The following is a 490-nucleotide window of genomic DNA, read 5'->3' as shown; positions in this document are numbered from 1 at the left end:
GGCTTCGACAGCACGCCATTGTGCATGACGGCGATCGCATCCGATATCTCGAACAGCTCGTCGAGATCCTGGCTGATCACCAGCACCGCCGATCCGCTGCGCGACAACTCGATCAGCGCCTGGCGGATGTGGGCGGCGGCGCCCGCATCGACACCCCAGGTCGGCTGGTTCACCACCAAGACACTTGGCCGGCGATCGAGTTCGCGGCCGACGATGAATTTCTGCAGATTGCCGCCCGAAAGGGCTGCTGCTTCAGGATCCGGCGCGCTCTTGCGCACATCCATCGCCTCGATGATGCGTTGGGCGGCGGCGTAGATGGCGGCGCTCTTGACCATTCCCCCAGTGCCGACAAACGCCTTGCCGTCGGTTGCATGGCGCGACAGCAGCAGGTTCTCGGAAAGCTTCATGCGCGGCGCGGCACCGTGGCCGAGGCGTTCCTCTGGCACGAAGGCGGCACCCAGCAGGCGCCGTCCGGTGATGGTGAGGCCAC

The 490-nt window shown here is 65.7% G+C and carries 1 pseudogene; it reads right to left on the bottom strand.

The features are described 5' to 3' along the window. Positions 1–490, bottom strand: a pseudogene (locus tag EN935_RS39875) (ABC transporter ATP-binding protein); the annotation flags it as partial.

Origin of the sequence: Mesorhizobium sp. M7D.F.Ca.US.004.03.1.1, from assembly GCF_003998635.1 — a bacterium.
GTDB lineage: Bacteria > Pseudomonadota > Alphaproteobacteria > Rhizobiales > Rhizobiaceae > Mesorhizobium > Mesorhizobium loti.
The sequence above is the reverse complement of the archived record's forward strand: the minus strand, read 5'-3'. Positions and strand labels throughout refer to the sequence as shown.